This is a genomic window from Paraburkholderia caffeinilytica, from assembly GCF_003368325.1.
GTDB lineage: Bacteria > Pseudomonadota > Gammaproteobacteria > Burkholderiales > Burkholderiaceae > Paraburkholderia > Paraburkholderia caffeinilytica.
Map to the genome: position 1 here is coordinate 1,619,082 of NZ_CP031467.1, position 18,900 is coordinate 1,637,981.

General features: G+C 62.4%; 18 protein-coding genes and 1 tRNA gene. 10 read left to right on the forward strand and 9 right to left on the reverse strand.

Features of this window, described 5'->3' with window-relative positions:
• Positions 1-177 precede the first annotated feature (177 nt).
• Both rpmA and rplU read right to left on the reverse strand, forming a co-directional pair.
• On the reverse strand, positions 178-441 hold the full coding sequence (gene rpmA / locus DSC91_RS23340; protein WP_115781080.1) for a 50S ribosomal protein L27: 264 nt from the start codon (positions 439-441) through the stop codon (positions 178-180).
• 25 nt (positions 442-466) lie between these two features.
• On the reverse strand, positions 467-778 hold the full coding sequence (gene rplU, locus DSC91_RS23345; RefSeq protein WP_007180329.1) for a 50S ribosomal protein L21: 312 nt from the start codon (positions 776-778) through the stop codon (positions 467-469).
• Positions 779-1,017: 239 nt separating this feature from the next.
• Here rplU and DSC91_RS23350 point away from each other — a divergent pair, with 239 nt between their 5' ends.
• The 9 genes from DSC91_RS23350 (at position 1,018) to yacG (ending at position 9,127) form a co-directional block, all read left to right on the forward strand.
• Complete coding sequence (locus DSC91_RS23350) at positions 1,018-2,010, forward strand: polyprenyl synthetase family protein (RefSeq protein ID WP_011489900.1); 993 nt, start codon at positions 1,018-1,020, stop codon at positions 2,008-2,010.
• A 38-nt stretch (positions 2,011-2,048) separates the two neighbouring features.
• Positions 2,049-2,125, forward strand: a tRNA-Pro gene (locus tag DSC91_RS23355).
• Positions 2,126-2,328: 203 nt separating this feature from the next.
• On the forward strand, positions 2,329-3,633 hold the full coding sequence (locus DSC91_RS23360) for an HlyC/CorC family transporter (RefSeq protein WP_115781081.1): 1,305 nt from the start codon (positions 2,329-2,331) through the stop codon (positions 3,631-3,633).
• Between the two features lie 130 nt (positions 3,634-3,763).
• Complete coding sequence (locus DSC91_RS23365) at positions 3,764-5,071, forward strand: GspE/PulE family protein (RefSeq protein ID WP_115781082.1); 1,308 nt, start codon at positions 3,764-3,766, stop codon at positions 5,069-5,071.
• Positions 5,068-6,297: a type II secretion system F family protein gene (locus tag DSC91_RS23370; protein ID WP_115781083.1), complete on the forward strand. Its 1,230-nt coding sequence runs from the start codon at positions 5,068-5,070 to the stop codon at positions 6,295-6,297. Before DSC91_RS23365 ends, DSC91_RS23370 begins: the two co-directional genes overlap by 4 nt.
• Positions 6,298-6,323: 26 nt before the next feature.
• Positions 6,324-7,265, forward strand: a complete 942-nt coding sequence (locus DSC91_RS23375; protein ID WP_115783455.1) for a prepilin peptidase — start codon at positions 6,324-6,326, stop codon at positions 7,263-7,265.
• Between the two features lie 3 nt (positions 7,266-7,268).
• Positions 7,269-7,871 (forward strand): dephospho-CoA kinase, encoded by a 603-nt coding sequence (gene coaE, locus DSC91_RS23380; protein WP_115781084.1) that lies wholly within the window; start codon positions 7,269-7,271, stop codon positions 7,869-7,871.
• 200 nt (positions 7,872-8,071) lie between these two features.
• Entirely contained in the window at positions 8,072-8,827 is a 756-nt protein-coding gene (gene zapD, locus DSC91_RS23385) for a cell division protein ZapD (RefSeq protein WP_030100922.1), read from the forward strand.
• A 102-nt stretch (positions 8,828-8,929) separates the two neighbouring features.
• Positions 8,930-9,127: a DNA gyrase inhibitor YacG gene (gene yacG / locus DSC91_RS23390; RefSeq protein WP_115781085.1), complete on the forward strand. Its 198-nt coding sequence runs from the start codon at positions 8,930-8,932 to the stop codon at positions 9,125-9,127.
• 93 nt (positions 9,128-9,220) lie between these two features.
• Here the strand turns inward: yacG and DSC91_RS23395 are convergent, their stop codons facing one another.
• From DSC91_RS23395 to secA, 4 genes are all read right to left on the reverse strand, one after another.
• Positions 9,221-9,643, reverse strand: coding sequence for an NUDIX domain-containing protein (locus DSC91_RS23395; RefSeq protein WP_115781086.1), 423 nt, complete (start codon positions 9,641-9,643; stop codon positions 9,221-9,223).
• On the reverse strand, positions 9,640-10,509 hold the full coding sequence (locus DSC91_RS23400) for an ATP-binding protein (RefSeq protein WP_115781087.1): 870 nt from the start codon (positions 10,507-10,509) through the stop codon (positions 9,640-9,642). Before DSC91_RS23400 ends, DSC91_RS23395 begins: the two co-directional genes overlap by 4 nt.
• Before the next feature lie 66 nt (positions 10,510-10,575).
• Positions 10,576-11,817, reverse strand: a complete 1,242-nt coding sequence (gene argJ, locus DSC91_RS23405) for a bifunctional glutamate N-acetyltransferase/amino-acid acetyltransferase ArgJ (RefSeq protein WP_115783456.1) — start codon at positions 11,815-11,817, stop codon at positions 10,576-10,578.
• Between the two features lie 151 nt (positions 11,818-11,968).
• Positions 11,969-14,779: a preprotein translocase subunit SecA gene (secA, locus tag DSC91_RS23410; protein WP_115783458.1), complete on the reverse strand. Its 2,811-nt coding sequence runs from the start codon at positions 14,777-14,779 to the stop codon at positions 11,969-11,971.
• Between the two features lie 290 nt (positions 14,780-15,069).
• Here secA and DSC91_RS23415 point away from each other — a divergent pair, with 290 nt between their 5' ends.
• A complete protein-coding gene (locus tag DSC91_RS23415; RefSeq protein WP_115781088.1) occupies positions 15,070-15,555 on the forward strand; it encodes a DciA family protein in 486 nt (161 codons plus the stop codon).
• 80 nt (positions 15,556-15,635) lie between these two features.
• On the opposite strand, the gene lpxC is transcribed toward DSC91_RS23415, so the two are convergent.
• The 3 genes from lpxC to ftsZ all read right to left on the reverse strand — a co-directional run bounded on the left by lpxC (position 15,636) and on the right by ftsZ (position 18,805).
• On the reverse strand, positions 15,636-16,553 hold the full coding sequence (gene lpxC / locus DSC91_RS23420) for a UDP-3-O-acyl-N-acetylglucosamine deacetylase (protein ID WP_115781089.1): 918 nt from the start codon (positions 16,551-16,553) through the stop codon (positions 15,636-15,638).
• Positions 16,554-16,843: 290 nt separating this feature from the next.
• A complete protein-coding gene (locus tag DSC91_RS23425) occupies positions 16,844-17,347 on the reverse strand; it encodes a peroxiredoxin (protein WP_115781090.1) in 504 nt (167 codons plus the stop codon).
• Between the two features lie 261 nt (positions 17,348-17,608).
• Positions 17,609-18,805, reverse strand: coding sequence for a cell division protein FtsZ (gene ftsZ, locus DSC91_RS23430; RefSeq protein ID WP_054040778.1), 1,197 nt, complete (start codon positions 18,803-18,805; stop codon positions 17,609-17,611).
• Positions 18,806-18,900 lie beyond the last annotated feature (95 nt).

Sequence of the window (18,900 nt, forward strand, 5' to 3'; positions counted from 1 at the left end):
TTCAGATGCTGCTATTTTGCCGCGCCCGCCTTGTGGTGAGCAATCAGCCGATCGGCTAACCATGCCGACATGGCCATTCGGTCTGCCAGTTCTTCCGGCAGAGAGCGCCGCAATAAAAAAAGCCCCGCGAACTTCGCGGGGCCTTTTTCCGGTCCTGAAGCCCGTGCCTGATTAAACTCAGACTGCTGCCGGGACGACGTTGACCACGTGCTTCTTCGCTGCGCCCTTCGTCGAGAAATTGACGTGGCCGTCCGTCAGCGCGAACAAGGTGTGATCCTTGCCGATACCGACGTTTTCGCCCGGGTGCATGCGCGTGCCGCGTTGGCGAACGATGATGCCGCCAGCGTTGATGGCCTGACCGCCGTAGACCTTGACGCCGAGACGCTTCGATTCAGAGTCGCGGCCGTTGCGGGATGATCCGCCTGCCTTTTTGTGTGCCATTTGATTTGCTCCTTAACCGGTGCGCTTACGCGTTGATCGCGTCGATGCGCAGTTCGGTATAGTTCTGGCGGTGGCCGCCATGCTTCTGGTAGTGCTTCCGGCGACGCATCTTGAAGATGGTCACTTTTGCGTGACGACCTTGCGACACGACGGTAGCCTTGACGGAAGCCCCACTGACCAGCGGCGTACCGAACTTAATCGATTCGCCTTCGCCCACTGCGAGAACCTGGTCGAGCGTGATTTCAGCGTCAATGTCTGCCGGTATCTGTTCTACTTTAAGTTTTTCGCCGACGGCAACTTTATACTGCTTGCCACCGGTTTTTATGACCGCGTACATTGAGAACCTCACTCTGTGTTCATTTTTCCCACGCACCGCGCGCGGAAACCCGTGATTATACATAGAGTTAGCTACTCGGTCAAAACTCATTGAGAGTTGCCGCGCGCACCGCCCGGCGCCTTGCCGTCCAGTGCCGGTACGCGGCCCTGCCGCTGCCTCCGTCGCGCCGTAGCGCAGCCTGCGACCCGGAACTATCGCGATTCGCCTTATAATTCGCGGCACTACCCAATTCAGCCATCATGTCGTCGACTGCCACCCCCTCCTCCAACGCCGCCAGCCTGCTCGCTCCGATCGCCGAAGACATGCAGCAGGTCAATCGCGTCATACGGCACCGTCTGGCGTCCGACGTGATGCTGATCAATCAGATCTCCGAGTACATCATCAGCGCCGGAGGCAAGCGGCTGCGGCCCGCGCTGCTGCTGCTGGTGGCGGGTGCGCTCGGTGAAACCACCGGGCATCGGCACGAACTGGCCGCGGTGGTGGAATTCATCCACACGGCCACGCTGCTGCACGACGACGTGGTCGACGAATCCGATCTGCGGCGCGGCCGCCAGACGGCCAATGCGCTGTTCGGCAACGCTGCGAGCGTGCTGGTGGGCGATTTCCTGTACTCGCGCTCGTTCCAGATGATGGTCGGCGTGGGCAAGATGCGCGTGATGGAAATCCTCTCGGAGGCGACCAACATCATCTCCGAGGGCGAAGTGCTGCAGTTGCTGAACATGCATGACGCCGACGTGGACGAAGCGCGCTACATGCAGGTGATCCGCTACAAAACCGCCAAATTGTTCGAAGCCGCGGCCCAACTCGGCGCCGTGCTGGCCGGTTCGGATGCGAAAACCGAAGCCGCCGCGGCGGAATTCGGCCGCCGCATCGGCACCGCGTTCCAGATCATGGACGATTGGCTCGACTACACGGGCACCGCTGAATCGATGGGCAAAAACGCCGGTGACGATCTGCGCGAAGGCAAACCCACGCTCCCGCTGATTTATCTGATCGAACGCGGCACGCCGGAGCAGTCGGCGCTCGCGCGGGAAGCCATCGAGCAAGGCGGTACGGACCGTTTTGACACGATTTTCGAAGCGATCACGCGTTCCGGCGCGCTGGACCACACACTCGAGTGCGCCAAGCAGGAAGCGCAGGCAGCCGCCGCAGCAATTTCTTCATTTCCCGATTCCATTTTCAAAGATAGCCTGCTAGAATTATGTTCTTACTCGACGGCAAGACAGTCTTGAACTAGACTGAAACACCGTAAGAGTCCAGCAGTACGAATCGGGGTGTAGCTTAGCCTGGTAGAGCGCTACGTTCGGGACGTAGAGGCCGGAGGTTCGAATCCTCTCACCCCGACCAGATTTGCCTTGTTAGTTCAAGGCTCGAAAAACCGCCCAGCTTGCTTGGCGGTTTTTTGTTTTGGGCCGCGTTTTTTCTGCGCATGGCCGATGCCTTGCCGTTGCGTACGATCTGCCTTAAACGTCTCAGACCATTCGCGCCGGCGGCTCGCCCAGCCCCCTCTGCTATATTCTCTCCATCCTCTCCCCTATTCTTCACTACGCGTGGAACAACTTCCCTTATGGGCGCAGATCGGCGCCGTCTTTCTGCTGCTTATCTGCTCCAGCTTCTTTTCGATTTCCGAAACGGCGATGATGGCGATCAACCGCCATCGCCTGAAACACCTTGCCAACCAGAATGCGCTCGGCGCAAAGACCACTCAGGGCCTTCTGGCGCACACCGACCAGCTGTTGAGCGTGGTCCTGATCGGCAACAACCTCTTCAACACGATCATTCCGGTGCTCACCACCTCGATCGCGCTGCATACGTTCGGCCGCAATAACATCGTGCTGTCCATCGCGACCGGCATCGTCGCGTTTCTGATCATCGTGTTCGCGGAGATCACGCCGAAAATTGTCGGTGCGACCTTCCCCGAAAAGATCGCGCTGCCGGCCAGCCTGCTGATCGCACCGATGATGCGCGTCGGCAAGCCGCTCGTCTGGTTCGTCAATCTGTTCGCAAATTCGATCTTGAGAGTGCTGCATATCAACACCAAGGGCGCGCACGATCAGCGGCTTTCCACCGAAGAGTTGCGCACCATTGTGCTCGAATCGGGCAGCTTCATGCCGACCAAGCACCGCAGCATTCTGCTGAACCTGTTCGACCTCGAAAACATTTCCGTCGACGACGTGATGATCCCGCGCCGCCGCATCGAGGCGCTCGACTTCGACGCGCCGTTCGAGCAGATCCTGCATCAACTGGAAACCTGCTATCACAACAAGCTGATCGTCTACCAGGGCGACATAGATCGCGTGCTCGGCGTGCTGCACGTGCGCAAGACGCTGGCAGCCCTGCACAATCAGGAACTGGAGCGCGAGACGCTGCGCGAATTGCTGGCCGAACCGTATTTCGTGCCGACCGGCACGCCGGTATTCCAGCAACTGCAGTACTTCCAGGAGAGCCGTCACCGCACGGCGCTGGTCGTCAATGAATACGGCGAATTGCAGGGACTGGTCACGCCGGAAGACATCATCGAAGAGCTGATCGGCGAATTCACCACCTCGATTCCGCGCGGCGCCAATTCGCGCGGCGGCTGGAGCGAGAAGGGCGAATGCATCGTGGCGGGCAGCATGCCGCTGCGCGAAATGAACCGCTGGCTACATCTCACCCTGCCGACCGACGGGCCGAAAACGCTCAACGGACTGATTCTCGAGATACTCGAAGACATTCCCGATGGCGATGTGTGCGTGCAGATCGGCGAGGTAAAACTCGAAGTGATGCGCAGCGACGACCAGGCGATTCGCACCGTCAAACTGTTCAAGCCACCCACTCGCGCAGGCGCGAAATCCGTCAAGGCTGCGCGCAGCTAAGCCCGGCACGCCGCAGCATCGCACATGGGCGCCGCGCGCGCCATTAGCCGATCGGCTGAATGGCGGTGCTGGCGGCCTTGCTGGATGATGAAGCCGTCGTGTTCTACAGGCGGTTCATCTCCGGTTTCCCATGCAAGATTCTTTTCAACGCGCGGCGTCGCTGCGGCCCATCGCCGTCGACAGCGAAAGCGCAGCCAAATCCAGGCACAACGCCTTTGCGGCCGACGCCAGTGCCAGCGCCAACCTCAACTCGAGCCTCACCGATTCCGACAACGCGCCGGCCGTACGCCTCCTGACTGACACGTTGCAGGAGGCAACCCGCCGCAATGCATCGGACCTGCACGTCGAACCGGCCGAGCATGGTTGGCGCATGCGTTTGCGCATCGACGGCGTACTGCATGAAATCCCTCAGCCCCCCGCGCATCTGCGCGACGCGTTCATCACACGTGTGAAAGTGCTGGCGCGCATGGATATCGCCGAGCGGCGCGTGCCGCAAGATGGCCGGCTGCGTATCGCCACGTCGCCCGGCCGCGTCGAAGACTATCGCGTCAACTCGCTGCCTACGCTGTTCGGCGAAAAGCTGGTGTTGCGCAGGCTCGACGCGTTGCCCACCGATCTTTCGCTCGACTCGCTCGGCCTCGACCCACAACAACGTGAAGCAGTCGATGCCGCAATCCGCGCGCCGCACGGCCTCGTGCTGGTCACCGGGCCCACCGGTAGCGGCAAGACGCTGTCGCTGTACTGTTTCCTGCACATGCTCAACGACGAGGCGCGCAATCTGTGCTCGGTGGAGGATCCGGCGGAAATTCAGTTGGCGGGTATCAATCAGGTCAGCGTGCGCGAAAAGGCTGGCCTGACATTCGCGGTGGCGCTGCGTGCATTTCTCCGTCAGGACCCCGATGTGATCATGGTCGGCGAGATCCGCGACGACGAAACCGCCGACGTCGCCGTGAAGGCAGCGCAAACCGGCCACCTCGTGCTGTCCACCTTGCATACGAACGACGCGCCCGCTGCCGTCGCGCGCCTGATCGACATCGGCGTCGAACCGTACAACCTGGCCGCCGCACTAAGGATGGTGACCGCGCAACGGCTGGTGCGGCGGCTCTGCCCGGCGTGCCGCGCCCCCGCGCCGCAATCGGCGGCCGCGTTGCGAGCAGCGGGTTTCGCCGATGAGCAGCTCGACGGCTGGCTGCCATTCGGCGCCACGGGATGCGCAGCGTGCCATGGCATCGGCTACCGGGGCCGCGTCGGGATTCATCAGGTGATGCCTGTCTCAGACGCGATGCGTGAGCTTATCGTGGCACGCGCAGGCACTCATGAGCTGGCTGGGCTCGCGCAATCTGAACAGGTTGTCACCTTGCGCATCGCAGCCTTGGCGCGTGTGCGCGACGGCACGACGAGCCTTGCTGAAGCGCTGGCCGCCACCGAGGTCGCATGAGCACCACGACGACTCACCCGCCGCCAGCGGCCGAGATGCGCTTCAGATGGCGCGGCGTCGATATGGACGGCGTGCAAAAAAACGGCGCCCTCATTGCGCCGGACATCAGCACCGCACGAGCCATACTCAAGCGCGAAAAGCTGTTTATCGTCGAGCTCGCGGCACGCGGGCCGGCGCCGCGCCCTCAAACTGGCACAACCGACGTCACGGTGTTCACGCGACAGCTCGCCAGTCTGCTGCGCGCCGGCTTGCCACTCGCGCCCTCGCTGGACCTGCTGGCGCAAGCGCAGGGTTCGCGCCGGCAAGGCATGCCGCGGATCGTCGGTGCGCTGGCGCGCGACATCACCGCGGGTCTGCGCTTTTCCGCAGCGTTGCAGCGATATCCTGCGCAGTTCAACGCGCTGTACTGCCAGCTCGTCGAAGTGGGCGAAGCAGCCGGCGCGCTACCGGCCGTCCTCGCCCGGATCGCCGACGACCGCGAGCGCGCCGCCGCGCAGCGTGCCAAGGTACGTGCGGCGCTCACCTATCCGGTCGCGATCCTGCTGCTGGCGATTGCGATAACCGCAGCGTTGCTGGTTTGGGTCGTCCCCACCTTCAAGCAGATCTTCGACGGCTTCGGTGCGAAACTGCCCGCGCCGACCCAGTTCGTGCTGGCTTTGTCGGCGAATGCCGCGCGCTGGAGCATTCCTATGATCGTCGCGACCTTCGCAGCGAGCTCGGCTATGACGTTTCTGCTACGACGTTCCGAAGCGGCGCGCATCCGGTTCGCGCGCTTATCACTGACAATGCCGGTCGCCGGTCCTTTGCTGCGCACCTTGTGCGCAGCGCGCTGGAGCCGCGCGCTCGGCACCTTGCTGACCGCCGGCACACCGCTCGCGGACGCGTTCGATTCACTGACTCACGCCACCGGCAACGCTTTCTTCGACCGCGCCACCGTGGAGATTGCCACCCGGCTGCGGCGCGGCGAACGGCTCGCCGCCGCAATGCGCGCGGTGCACTGCTTTCCACCCGAGGTCGTGCAGCCCGTGGCGGTTGCCGAGGAATCCGGAGCGCTCGATACGATGCTGATCGACGTGGCGTCGCTCGCCGATCGTCAGGTAGATGAAAAGATCGGCACGCTTTCAAGCCTGTGCGAGCCGCTTGTCATCATCGTGCTGGGTGCGCTGGTCGGCGGCCTCGTGATCGCGATGTATCTTCCCATCATTCAACTCGGCAACGTGGTGTAGCATCGCAGCCGAATCCCACCCTTTATATACCGGCTACCCTTCCGCTCGTGTCAGATACTTCTTCCAGCCTGCTTTCGGGCCTGCTGCCCGGCGACGTCACAACCGGCTTCGGTCTCGCGTTCGGCAGCTTGCCCAACGGCCTGCAGATTGCTTTCGCGATCATATTCGGTCTGGTGATCGGTAGTTTCCTGAACGTGATCGTGCATCGGGTGCCGATCATGCTGGAGCGTGCGTGGCGCGAGGAAGTCAGCGAGGCCACCGAACAACCGCTCGAAGACGACGGCTTGCCCGCCCGCTACAACCTGTGGGTGCCACGCAGCGCGTGCCCTCACTGCGGCCATGTGCTCCACGCGTGGGAGAACCTGCCGGTGCTGAGCTATCTGCTGTTGCGCGGCCGGTGCTTCGCGTGCAAGACACGCATCAGCCTGCGCTACCCGCTGATCGAAATCGCCAGCGCCGGCTTCGCGGCCGGAGCGCTCGCGCTGTATGGGCCGACCGGCATGGCACTCGCCGCCTTCGGACTATGCGCGGCGCTGCTCGCGATGAGTGCGATCGACATCGACACCCATTTGCTGCCGGACTCGATGACGCTGCCGCTTTTGTGGGCCGGCTTGATCGTGAACTTCAACGGCATGTTCGCGAGCCTCCACGATGCCGTGCTGGGCGCGATATTCGGCTATCTGGTGCTGTGGGCCGTGCATTGGCTGTTTCGTCTGGTGCGCGGCGTCGAAGGTATGGGTTATGGCGATTTCAAACTGTTGGCGGCACTCGGCGCATGGCTTGGCTGGGCGGCGCTGCCGCAGATCGTGCTGATCGCGGCGGTTGCCGGCGCAGCGGTCGGTCTCACGGCGACGTGGCGCGGCCGCATGCGCTTCGAAGAGCCGCTGCCGTTCGGGCCGTTTCTCGCTGCAGGCGGTGCTGTTACGCTATTTCTCGGCACGCCGCTTCGTCTGGCGTTGGGAGGCTGAATCATGTTTGCTGTGGGATTGACCGGCGGCATCGGCAGCGGCAAATCGACTGTGGCCGACCTGTTTGCCGCGCACGGCGTGCCGCTTGTCGACACAGACCTGATCGCACACCGCATCACGGCGCCGCACGGCATTGCAATGCCGCAGATCGCAGCGGAGTTCGGCGATTCGTTCGTAGCGGCAGACGGCTCGCTAGACCGCGCCCGCATGCGCACGCTGGTATTCAGTGACGACGGCGCGCGCAAACGCCTCGAAGGCATCACGCACCCGTTGATTCGTGCGGAGACCGAACGCGAACAGCGTGAGGCGCACGGGCCGTACGTCATCGTGGTGGTACCGCTGCTGGTGGAGTCGGGTAGCTGGAAGACGCGCGTGAATCGTGTGCTGACGGTCGATTGCAGCGTCGAGACGCAAATCTCGCGCGTCATGAACCGCAACGGGTTCAGCCGTGAACAGGTGCTGGCGATCATCGCCCGTCAGGCGTCGCGCGAAGCACGCCTCGCCGCGGCCGACGACGTCATCGGTAACGACAACGCACCGCTCGACGTGCTCAAGGCCCACGTCGACGCGCAGCATCGCGTCTATCTGTCGCTAGCGGGCGCCTGAACATACGCGAAGCGTGGCTTGCTGCGTGATTCGTTTGGCCGCCCAACGGCGCGCACGCAGGCAAGGCACGCGGAAAACCGCTCTAAACACGTGAAAGAAATTGCGAAGGTGCGCCGAAAAAGTGCGTGATTGCTAGGGTAGTCTCACGGCATTAGAATGTTCTGCATTCCCGTCACCGACCACGCCCGAGGCGAGCCCGCTTGATCCTTTACGAGTATCCCTTCAACGAGCGAATCCGGACGCTATTGCGCCTCGAAGATCTGTTCGAGCGCTTCACGTTCTTTCTGACTCAGGAAGACGCCAGGGAACATCACGTCGCACTGACAACGTTGTTCGAAATCTCAGAGGTTGCGGGTCGGGCGGACCTGAAGTCCGATCTGATGAAAGAGCTCGAACGCCAGCGGCAAACGCTGGCGCCGTTCCGCGGCAATCCGGGTATCGAGCAGAACGCGCTGGAGGCCGTGCTGGGAGAAATCGAGCAGACCTTGTCGGGGCTTTCACAGATGCAGGGCAAGACCGGCCAGCATCTGGCTGACAACGAGTGGCTCGCCAGCATCCGCAGCCGCGCGATCATCCCGGGCGGCACCTGCAAGTTCGATTTGCCTTCGTACTACGCCTGGCAGCAGATCCATCCTGATCAGCGCCGCCAGGACATCGCCAAATGGGTCACGCCGCTGCTGCCATTGCGCGATGCGGCAACAATCGTGCTGCGCCTCGCACGCGAGTCGGGTCAGGCGTCCAAGGTCATGGCCATGCAGGGCAGCTATCAGCAGATGCTGTCAGGCCGTTCATACCAGTTGATGCAGGTACGGGTGGCGCCTGAATTGCGGGTGATTCCGGAGGCTAGCGCCAACAAGTACATGCTCTGGGTGCGGTTCACGGTGCAGGACGGCGATTTGCGTCCGCGCGCCGTGGATGTCGACGTGCCGTTCCAGCTCACGCTTTGCAGCCTGTAACGCCTGCGCTGTAGAACTGAATCGCGGGGCTGCGCCTTTAAAGCGGTGAAAAATGCCCCTATATTCTTCACTTGTTCCGTTTCCGATTGACTGCCTGACCGTATGCCTACCGTCGTCAAATGCCCCACTTGCGGCAAGGATGTCCGCTGGACTCCGGAAAGCCGCTTCCGCCCGTTCTGCTCCGATCGCTGCAAGCAGATCGACCTCGGCGCCTGGGCCGCCGAGAAGTACAAGATAGGCGGCACCGAGGAAGAAACGCCGCCGGATGAGTCGCCCGGTGGGGACCACCACCCGCATTGAGTACTTCAGGCGGCGGACACACGCTGCGGCGTGCTGCAGTTGCGCGGGACGACGCTGCGCACGCAACGCCGTTTAAATCCGCCGCTCGTTTTTCTAGTTATTCTCAGCGGCGAGCCATTCCAGCACGGGAATCGTCGCCGGCAACAGTGGCGAGACATCCGCCGGCAGCGCCTGCCACACAAATGCCTGGCCTTCGCGGCCGTGCGGTTCGCCAGACCACTGCGTCACCTTGCAGAAGAATAACCGCACGTAGGCATGCGGGTAATCGTGTTCGAGCGTATGCCAAAGATGACTCGCCTTGACGTCGATACCCAGTTCCTCGTGCAGCTCGCGGGCTAGCGCGGCCTCGACCGACTCGCCCGCTTCCAGCTTGCCGCCCGGAAACTCCCAGTACCCCTCGTACGGCTTGCCCGCCGGGCGTTGCGCCAGCAGATAGCGTCCGTCCGGCTGAATCAGCACGCCGACGGCGACTTCAGTCACAGGACGGTCAGTCACGTTCTTGTGTGCTTCGCTCATGCCGGGGCCTTCCGTCCGGACCAGTCGCGAGCGAATTGCCACGCGACGCGCCCGGAGCGCGAACCGCGCTCCAGCGCCCACACCAGCGCATCGCCACGCGCCGCTTCGACTTCCGCGTCGTCGCAGCCGAAATAGCGCAGCCAGTGGCCGATGATCGACAGGTAGTCGTCCTGCTTGAACGGATAGAAGCTGACCCACAGACCGAAGCGCTCGGACAGCGAGATCTTTTCCTCGACCAGTTCGCCCGGATGAATCTCGCCGTCGGCCGTGTGCTTGTACGTCTCGTTGTCGCTCATGTACTCGGGCAACAGGTGGCGACGATTCGACGTGGCGTAGATCAGCACGTTGTCGGACTGCGCCGCGATCGAGCCGTCGAGCGCAACCTTCAGCGCTTTATAGCCCGACTCGCCGTCCTCGAACGACAGGTCGTCGCAGAACACGACGAAGCGCTCCGGCCGTTGCGCGATCAGATCGACGATGTCGCCGAGATCGTGCAAATCGTCTTTATCCACTTCGATCAGACGCAGGCCGTCTTTCGCATAGGCGTTCAGGCAAGCCTTGATCAGCGACGACTTGCCGGTGCCGCGCGCGCCCGTCAAAAGCACGTTGTTGGCCGGCTGCTTGCGCACGAACTGAAGGGTGTTCTGCTCGATCAAGCCTTTCTGACGATCGATGTTTTGCAGGTCGCCGAGCGTGATCGACGAAATGGCGGGCACCGGCTGCAGATAGCCGCGCCCCTGGCGCTTGCGCCAGCGAAAAGCGACCGCCGCCGACCAGTCGATCTGCGGCGCAGCGGGCGGAAGCATGGCTTCCAGGCGAACGAGCACGGCTTCGGCCCGGGTCAGAAACTGTTCGAGTTTGTCCATGGCTGTGAGATAAGTGGCCAAAGCGGCGGCCAAAGCGGAGACCGAAGCGCCGCGTAGTGAACCTGGTTACGAACGATAGTCGGCGTTGATGCTCACGTAGTCGTGCGACAGATCGCAAGTCCAGATCGTGGCTTGCGCATTGCCGCGGCCGAGTACGACACGGATGCCGATCTCGCTCTTTTTCATGACGCGCTGGCCGTCTTCCTCACGGTAGGCCGGATTGCGGCCGCCGGCAGTGGCGACCAGCACGTCGTCCAGATACAGATCGATCTTGCCGACGTCGAGATCGTCCACGCCGGCATAGCCGATGGCCGCGAGAATGCGACCGAGATTCGGATCGGATGCATAGAAGGCCGTTTTCACGAGCGGCGAGTGGCCGATCGCATATGCGATCTGGCGGCATTCGCCGACGCTCGAGCCGCCTTCGACTTGCACGGTCATGAATTTGGTCGCGCCTTCGCCGTCGCGCACAATCAGTTGCGCGAGGGTCTGGGCGACGTCGGTCACCGCGTCGCGCAGCGCTGCATAAGCAGGCGAATCGGTGGATGTGATCGCCGGCAGGCTCGATTTGCCCGAGGCGATCAGGATGAACGAATCGTTGGTCGACGTATCGCCGTCGATCGTGATGCAGTTGAACGAGCAGTCCGCCACGTGCTTGACCAGCGCGTCGAGCACCGGTTGCGCGACGGCGGCGTCGAACGCGAGGAAGCCGAGCATGGTCGCCATGTTCGGCTTGATCATGCCGGCGCCCTTGCTGATGCCGGTAAGCGTGACCGTGTGGCCGTCGATCGTGACCTGGCGCGAAGTGGCTTTCGGCAAGGTATCCGTGGTCATGATCGCCTGGGCGGCGTCGTACCAGTTGGCTTCCTTGCGATTCGCCAGCGCGGCCGGCAGACCCGCTTTCAGACGATCGACCGGCAGCGGTTCCAGAATCACGCCCGTCGAAAACGGCAGAACCTGTTCCGACGTAATGTCGGCGAGGCGCGCGAGTTCGGCACAGGTTTCGCGCGCAGCCACGAGGCCCGGTTCGCCCGTGCCTGCATTTGCGTTGCCGGTGTTGATCACCAGCGCACGAATCGGCTTGCCACCCGCGCGCACGCGCTCCAGATTCTCACGGCACACCGTGACGGGAGCCGCGCAAAAGCGGTTCTGCGTAAACACGCCGCCAACCGTCGCGCCTTCGCCAACGGAAATGACCAGCACGTCCTTGCGGTTCGGCTTGCGGATATTCGCCTCCGCCCAGCCCAGCGTGACGCCGGCGACGGGGTGAAGTTGAGCGGGATCGATCGAGGGGAAATTGACAGCCATGGTCGCGACCTGTCGAAGAAAATGCCGGCGTGGCGCCGGCATCGAGGGATCGGTAACTGATGGCTCGAGCCTGTAGCCGAACCACCGCGAATTCATCAGCAAAACATCGTGTAAAACGAAACGGCGCGCTTAAAGCGCGCCGCCTTCGGCATTATGCAATCTTGCCGTGACACTGCTTGTACTTCTTGCCGCTGCCGCACGGGCACGGGTCGTTGCGGCCGACCTTCGGCACGTTGTCCGCGCTCACGTCCGACGCAATGGCGTGCGACGAGCCATGGCTCATCGCGTCGCCGATCATCGCAGCGGTGGCCGCTTCCGCAGCGGCAGGCGCTGCGGCTCCCGCTTCAGCAAATTCGGCGTGACGGAACTCGACGTTTTCGAGGTGGCTGCCCTGTTCTTCGTATTGCTCGGCGGCCTGTTCCAGCTGTTCCGGCGACTGGATCTGCACGTTCATCACCACACGGGTGACTTCGAGCTTCACGGCGTCGAGCATCGCAGCGAACAGTTCGAACGCCTCACGCTTGTATTCCTGCTTCGGATTCTTCTGCGCATAACCGCGCAGATGGATACCCTGACGCAAATGATCGAGCGCGGCCAGATGTTCGCGCCAGCTGCGGTCGAGCGTTTGCAGCATGATCGAGCGTTCGAACGCGCTGAACGATTCGCGGCCGACCTGCTCGACCTTCGATTCGTACGCTTCGTCCGCGGCGGCTTCGACGGCTTCGAGAATCTCGTCCGCGTTGATCGAGTTCGACTCGTTGATCATTTCCTGGATCGCGAGGTCGAGCTGCCATTCGTTGCGCAGCACTTCCTCCAGCTCGGGCACGTCCCACTGCTCCTCGATGCTGCCGGCCGGCACGAACTGATGAACGATATCGGCGATCACGCCATGACGCATGGCGCCGATGGTTTCGGTGATGTCGTTCGCTTCGAGCAATTCATTGCGCTGCTGGTAGATCACCTTGCGCTGATCGTTCGACACATCGTCGTATTCGAGCAATTGCTTGCGAACGTCGAAGTTGCGCGCCTCAACCTTGCGCTGCGCCGATTCGATCGAACGCGACACGATGCCCGCCTCGATCGCCTCGCCTTCCGGCATCTTCAGGCGGTCCATGATCGCGCGCACGCGATCGCCCGCGAAAATGCGCAGCAGCGGATCTTCCAGCGACAGATAGAAGCGCGACGAACCCGGGTCGCCCTGACGGCCGGCGCGGCCGCGCAACTGGTTGTCGATCCGGCGCGATTCGTGACGTTCGGTACCGATGATGTGCAGACCGCCCGCGGCCTTCACCTGGTCGTGCAGCGCCTGCCATTCGTCGTGCAGCTTCTGAATGCGGCTTTGCTTGTCTGCGTCAGAAAGCGTTTCGTCCTGCTCGATGAACGACGCCTGCTTTTCGGCGTTGCCGCCGAGCACGATGTCGGTACCGCGACCGGCCATGTTCGTGGCGATCGTGACGCGCTTCGGACGGCCCGCTTCGGCGACGATCTCGGCTTCGCGCGCGTGCTGCTTGGCGTTCAGCACTTCGTGCGGCAACCCGGCCTGCTTCAGCAGATGCGACAGCAGCTCGGAGTTTTCGATCGACGTCGTGCCGACCAGCACCGGCTGACCGCGCTCGTGACAATCGCGGATGTCGCGGATCACCGCGTCATACCGTTCCTTGGCGGTCTTGTAGATCTGATCCTGCTTGTCGATCCGCTTCGGCGGACGGTTGGTCGGGATCACGACCGTTTCGAGACCGTAGATCTCGTTGAACTCGTACGCTTCGGTGTCGGCCGTGCCGGTCATGCCGGACAGCTTCGCGTACATGCGGAAGTAGTTCTGGAACGTGATCGACGCGAGCGTCTGGTTTTCGCTCTGGATCTTGACGTGTTCCTTCGCCTCGACAGCCTGGTGCAAGCCGTCCGACCAGCGGCGGCCCGACATCAGACGGCCGGTGAATTCGTCGACGATCACAACTTCGCCGTTCTGCACGACGTAGTGCTGATCCTTGAAGAACAGCGTATGCGCGCGCAGTGCGGCGTACACGTGATGCATCAGCGTGATGTTCTGCGGCGCGTACAGGCTCTCGCCCTCGCCGATCAGGCCCCATTCGGCGAGCAGACGCTCGGCCTTTTCGTGGCCCGATTCCGTCAGGAAGACCTGGCGGCCTTTCTCGTCCAGCGTGTAGTCGCCCGGCTTTTCGACTCCGGTGCCATCCGCTTTCTCTTCGCCGATCTGGCGTTCGAGCAGCGGCGGCAGCGCATTCATGCGCACATAGAGTTCGGTGTGATCTTCGGCCTGGCCGGAGATGATCAGCGGCGTGCGGGCTTCGTCGATCAGGATCGAGTCGACCTCGTCGACCACCGCGAAATTCAGGGCTCGCTGCACGCGCGCATCGGTCTCGTAGACCATGTTGTCGCGCAGGTAGTCGAAGCCGAATTCGTTGTTGGTGCCGTAAGTGATGTCGGCCGCGTACGCTTGCTGCTTCGCGCCGTGATCCATCTGCGACAGGTTGATGCCGACCGACAGACCGAGGAAGTTGTACAGACGCGCCATCCATTCGGCGTCGCGCTGTGCGAGGTAGTCGTTGACCGTGACCACGTGCACGCCGCGGCCGGACAGTGCATTCAGGTACACGGGCAGCGTGGCGACGAGCGTCTTGCCTTCGCCGGTGCGCATTTCGCCGATCTTGCCGTAATGCAGGACCATGCCGCCGATCAGCTGCACGTCGAAGTGGCGCATTTTCAGCGTCCGCTTGCTGGCCTCGCGGCACACCGCGAAAGCCTCCGGCAGGAGCTTGTCGAGCGACTCGCCACTCGCGACGCGCTGGCGGAATTCACCCGTTTTGGCGCGCAGTTGGTCGTCCGTCAATTGCTCGATCTGCGGCTCGAGCGCATTGATCGCCGTGACGGTCTTTTGATATTGCTTGACTAGCCGCTGGTTACGGCTGCCAAAAATCTTCTGTAGAAAACCGGTGGTCATCGGATCGGTGTCTGCGTCGCGGCTTCGGCTGGTTCGCGGCGTGCGGTTCATGCACGTGCGCTCCGGGGACGGAAGGGCCTCGGCGGCTTAGTCCAAGAGTGAATTCGAATCGCGCATTTTAGCACGCGCCCCCGCCCGCGCCTGTGTCAGCAGTGCGACGCTGGGAAGGCACAGAAACCCCGTCGCAGCGACCTCCAACGGTACGCATTGAGGGGAGTCCGCGTGCATCCCGCGCGGTACAATCGCGGCGTGAGCGCACATTGGGTGCGAACACGCCGTCACGATCGAACATGAGCCGTTTTCCGTCCTTTTCAAGGCCGCCGCCCAAGCAGTTCCAGGCGCGCCGCCCGCAGCCCGTCGCCGAAGTGCTGAAGCGCACCGATGCGTTCGTGGCTCTGCGCGCGGGCGTCGAGCAGATTGCGGCGCTGGAAAAGGATCTGCGCGAGCTGCTGCCGGATTATCTGGCAACCAGCGTGGAGCCCAGCTTCATCAAGGAAGGCGTGCTGGCCCTGTTTGCCGCGCACAATGCGCTGGCTGCCCGCCTGCGCCAGATTGAGCCGCGGTTGCTGTCGGATTTGCAGCAGCGCGGCTGGCCGGTCAACGCGCTGAGGATTCGCGTGCGGCCGCAGCCCTTGAAGGAGCCGCCGCCAGTCAAGCAGGCGCGCATGACGCCGGCCGGCGCGGACGCGCTACACGCGCTCTCCGAGTCGCTCGCACCCTCGCCGCTGCAAGAAGCTTTGGCGAAAATGGCAGCACGGCATCGGCGAAATCGCTGAACAAAAAATAAGCGGCCCAGATGGGCCGCTTATTTTTCATCCATTCGCTTCGGAAATTTCATCCGAAACCGCTACGCAAATTACGCAAACGCCGTCTGCGTTTCGTACGCAAAGCCGCGCGGTGCTTTCTGCGTGTCGTCGAACGTGACGATTTCGTATGAATCCTCGTGCGCCAGCAGCTCGCGCAGCAGCGCGTTGTTCAGGCCGTGGCCCGATTTGTACGCCGTGTACGAGGCCAGCAACGGATGGCCGACCACGTACAGATCGCCGATCGCGTCGAGCATCTTGTGCTTTACGAACTCGTCGTCGTAACGCAGGCCGTCGTTGTTCAGAATGCGGTATTCATCCAGCACGATGGCGTTATCCATGCTGCCACCGCGCGCCAAACCGAGTTCGCGCATCATTTCCACTTCATGCGCAAAGCCGAACGTACGCGCACGAGCGATTTCCCGCACATACGACGTATTGGCAAAATCCACTTCCAACGCCTGGCCGGTTTTATCCACAGCCGGGTGACGGAAATCGATGGTGAATTTGAGCTTGAAACCGAAATACGGATCGAGGCGCGCGAATTTATCGCCGTCGCGAATTTCGACCGGCTTGGTAACCTTGATGAATTTTTTCGGCGCGTTCTGTTCTTCAATACCGGCCGACTGGATCAGAAACACGAACGAACCCGCGCTACCGTCCATGATCGGAATTTCTTCAGCCGTGACGTCGATATAAAGGTTGTCAATGCCGAGGCCTGCGCATGCGGACATCAAATGCTCGATGGTCGACACGCGCGCGCCGTCTTTCTGCAGCACGGAAGCCAGACGTGTATCGCCAATCGCCATGGCCGACGCGGGAATATCCACCGGCGTGGGCAAGTCCACCCGCGAAAACACAATGCCGGTGTTCGCCGCCGCCGGGCGGAGCGTCAGTTCGACCTTGCGGCCGGAGTGCAGACCGATGCCGACTGTCTTGACGATGGATTTGATAGTGCGCTGCTTCAACATGGTGATCTTCTATTCGATTGAAAATCCCAATCGGGACTTTTTATTCCATAGCGCGAAGTATACTCCATAACCCTAAGGAGCGTCGTTGCACGGAACGTATCAATCTGTTTCGCTCCATTACCCGAAGGGCGCCCATCAGGGAAAGCGTGACGGGCCGATGTCCGGAACGGAGGCGTTTCCGGTCATCGGCCCGAGTAACGGCCCGTCACAAAAGCGTCTTATGCGCCGTTGCCCTGATACAACGCGCTACCCGCGCGGGCTCTGGACGTTGGCACAAAACGCAACCGTAACTAGCTCAACGTAGCGAGGATACTCCCTGCATCGCTGACTTCGAATTTGCCGGCAGCCTCGACGTTCAACGTCTTGACCACGCCGTCGTCGACAACCATCGCGTAGCGCTGGGAACGGATTCCCATGCCGCGCGCCGACAAATCCTGCTCGAGACCGAGCGCCCGCGTGAAAGCCGCACTGCCATCCGCCATCATGCGCACCTTGCCCGAGGCGTGCTGATCGCGTCCCCACGCGCCCATTACGAACGCGTCGTTGACGGACACGCACCAGATCTCGTCGATGCCGAGCGCGCGCAACTGCTCGGCGTGTTCGACGTAACCCGGTACATGTTTGGCTGAACAGGTCGGCGTGAACGCACCCGGCAACCCGAAGATCACCACGCGCTTACCCGCCGTCTGCTTGCGCACGTCGAAGCTGTTGGGCCCCAGCGTGCAACCCTCCCGCGCGTCTTCGACAAACTCGAAGAGCGTCGCGTCGGGCAGCTTTTCGCCTACTTGAATCATGCTCAGTCCTTTGCATCGATGCGAAGCACGCTCGCACGCTGTCGTGTCGCAGTGAATTTCAGCGTCCGCCTAACTACAGGCTCCGCCATCCGGCGACAGTCGCCCTATCCGCTTCGCGAATCCGAAGAGGGCACTGTTCCCTGCCGCGAATCAGACGATACGCGGCGTGTTCGCCGTTCACCCGCCACGCTCGTGCATTCGTCAGCCAGCGCTGCGCTGCTGTACAACCCGCAGCACGGCAACGAAAGCCTGCTCGTGCGCTCAGTCCGCCTGCTTGCGCAAGAACGCCGGAATGTCGTACGTATCGACGCCCTTTTCCTGCAGCGCCTGCACGTGCGAAGCCGCCGTATCGCGCGACGTGCGCCACACAGCCGGCGTATCCAGCGCGCCATAATCAGCCGTGCTCGCGTGCGACTGCGACGGTGCGTAAGCAGCGTGCGCGCTGATCGGCTGATTGTCCGTGCCGGTGCGCAGCAGCGTCATCGGTGCCGATTGCTGCTTCTTCGCCGCACGGCCCAGACCCGTTGCCACGACCGTCACGCGCAGCGCGTCGCCCATTGCATCGTCGTACACCGCGCCGAAGATCACGGTTGCGTCTTCTGCTGCGTAGCTCTTGATGGTGTTCATCACTTCGCGCGTTTCCGACAGACGCAGCGAACGGCTCGACGTGATGTTGACCAGCACGCCGCGCGCGCCCGACAGATCCACCCCTTCCAGCAGCGGGCTGGCCACAGCCTGCTCGGCGGCCAGACGCGCGCGATCGACGCCCGCAACCGTCGCCGTGCCCATCATCGCCTTGCCCTGCTCGCCCATCACCGTCTTCACGTCTTCGAAGTCGACGTTCACCAGACCGTCGACGTTGATGATTTCCGCGATGCCGGCAACTGCGTTGTTGAGAACGTCGTCTGCGCACTGGAAGCACTTGTCCATCTCGGCGTCATCGCCCATCACCTCGAACAGCTTGTCGTTCAGAACGACGATCAGCGAGTCGACGTGATCCTCCAGTTGCTGCGATCCGGCTTCTGCTACACGCATGCGCTTGCCGCCTTCGAATTCGAACGGCTTGCTGACCACGCCAACAGTCAAGATACCCATTTCCTTGGCGATCTGCGCGACCACCGGTGCTGCGCCCGTGCCCGTGCCGCCACCCATGCCTGCGGTGATGAACACCATGTGCGCGCCGCGCAGTGCGTCGGCGATGCGCTCACGTGCTTCTTCTGCTGCGGCGCGGCCCATTTCCGGCTTGGCGCCGGCGCCCAGACCCGTGTTGCCGAGCTGGATCACCGCGGAAGCGCGCGAACGCGACAGAGCCTGCGCGTCCGTGTTCATCACGATGAAGTCGACGCCTTGCACGCCTTTGTTGATCATGTGCTGAACGGCATTGCCGCCAGCGCCACCTACTCCGATCACCTTGATGATGGTGCCGTTCGTTTCGGTTTCCAGCATCTGGAATTCCATGTTGCCTCCGTCAAGATAAAAAATTGCAGCCACTTCGGCCGTTATTCGGCAGGAGATCGGGCAACCCCCTGTCGCGCGCCGGCCGCCGGCACCAG

Coding starts and splice junctions, on each gene's coding strand:
- yacG (WP_115781085.1), top strand. CDS start 8,930: ATGCCTACCGTCGTCAAATGCCCCACTTGCGGCAAGGATGTCCGCTGG.
- rpmA (WP_115781080.1), bottom strand. CDS start 441: ATGGCACACAAAAAGGCAGGCGGATCATCCCGCAACGGCCGCGACTCT.
- rplU (WP_007180329.1), bottom strand. CDS start 778: ATGTACGCGGTCATAAAAACCGGTGGCAAGCAGTATAAAGTTGCCGTC.
- secA (WP_115783458.1), bottom strand. CDS start 14,779: ATGACCACCGGTTTTCTACAGAAGATTTTTGGCAGCCGTAACCAGCGG.
- argJ (WP_115783456.1), bottom strand. CDS start 11,817: ATGGCTGTCAATTTCCCCTCGATCGATCCCGCTCAACTTCACCCCGTC.
- coaE (WP_115781084.1), top strand. CDS start 7,269: ATGTTTGCTGTGGGATTGACCGGCGGCATCGGCAGCGGCAAATCGACT.
- DSC91_RS23370 (WP_115781083.1), top strand. CDS start 5,068: ATGAGCACCACGACGACTCACCCGCCGCCAGCGGCCGAGATGCGCTTC.
- DSC91_RS23365 (WP_115781082.1), top strand. CDS start 3,764: ATGCAAGATTCTTTTCAACGCGCGGCGTCGCTGCGGCCCATCGCCGTC.
- DSC91_RS23350 (WP_011489900.1), top strand. CDS start 1,018: ATGTCGTCGACTGCCACCCCCTCCTCCAACGCCGCCAGCCTGCTCGCT.
- DSC91_RS23395 (WP_115781086.1), bottom strand. CDS start 9,643: ATGAGCGAAGCACACAAGAACGTGACTGACCGTCCTGTGACTGAAGTC.
- ftsZ (WP_054040778.1), bottom strand. CDS start 18,805: ATGGAATTCCAGATGCTGGAAACCGAAACGAACGGCACCATCATCAAG.
- DSC91_RS23425 (WP_115781090.1), bottom strand. CDS start 17,347: ATGATTCAAGTAGGCGAAAAGCTGCCCGACGCGACGCTCTTCGAGTTT.
- lpxC (WP_115781089.1), bottom strand. CDS start 16,553: ATGTTGAAGCAGCGCACTATCAAATCCATCGTCAAGACAGTCGGCATC.
- DSC91_RS23415 (WP_115781088.1), top strand. CDS start 15,070: ATGAGCCGTTTTCCGTCCTTTTCAAGGCCGCCGCCCAAGCAGTTCCAG.
- DSC91_RS23400 (WP_115781087.1), bottom strand. CDS start 10,509: ATGGACAAACTCGAACAGTTTCTGACCCGGGCCGAAGCCGTGCTCGTT.